This window comes from Xenorhabdus sp. Sc-CR9, assembly GCF_963897815.1.
Classification (GTDB): Bacteria; Pseudomonadota; Gammaproteobacteria; order Enterobacterales; family Enterobacteriaceae; genus Xenorhabdus.
Genome location: NZ_CAWQTY010000135.1, coordinates 1 through 272 on the forward strand (window position 1 = coordinate 1; position 272 = coordinate 272).

General features: G+C 44.9%; 1 protein-coding gene. It reads right to left on the reverse strand.

Annotation, left to right across the window (positions count from 1 at the left end):
- Positions 1-72: 72 nt before the first annotated feature.
- Positions 73-272, reverse strand: a 200-nt coding sequence (locus tag AACQ81_RS06495) for a hypothetical protein (protein WP_237388516.1), incomplete at its 5' end; no start/stop codon positions are given.

Genomic DNA, 272 nt, shown 5'->3' on the forward strand with positions numbered 1-272 from the left:
ACAGCACGATGTTTCCCCCCGAAACATGAATTGAGAGCCAAAAGTTTTCGTCAACGAAAACGGAGAGGGAACTTAAGGCGTTACCTCCGCGTTACGGTAACGGTTCAGGTAACTAAAACAGTGGATCGCGATTGCGTGGTATTTATAAGAAGATATTAATATGGTGATCCACCAGCAACCCCAGTATTCACACTGTTTACAGCGAGTTATAGAGGGTGTTTGGGGTTGGTTTCTATGCCGTTTGGCGTTATCCAAATCAGTGTTACTGTCCA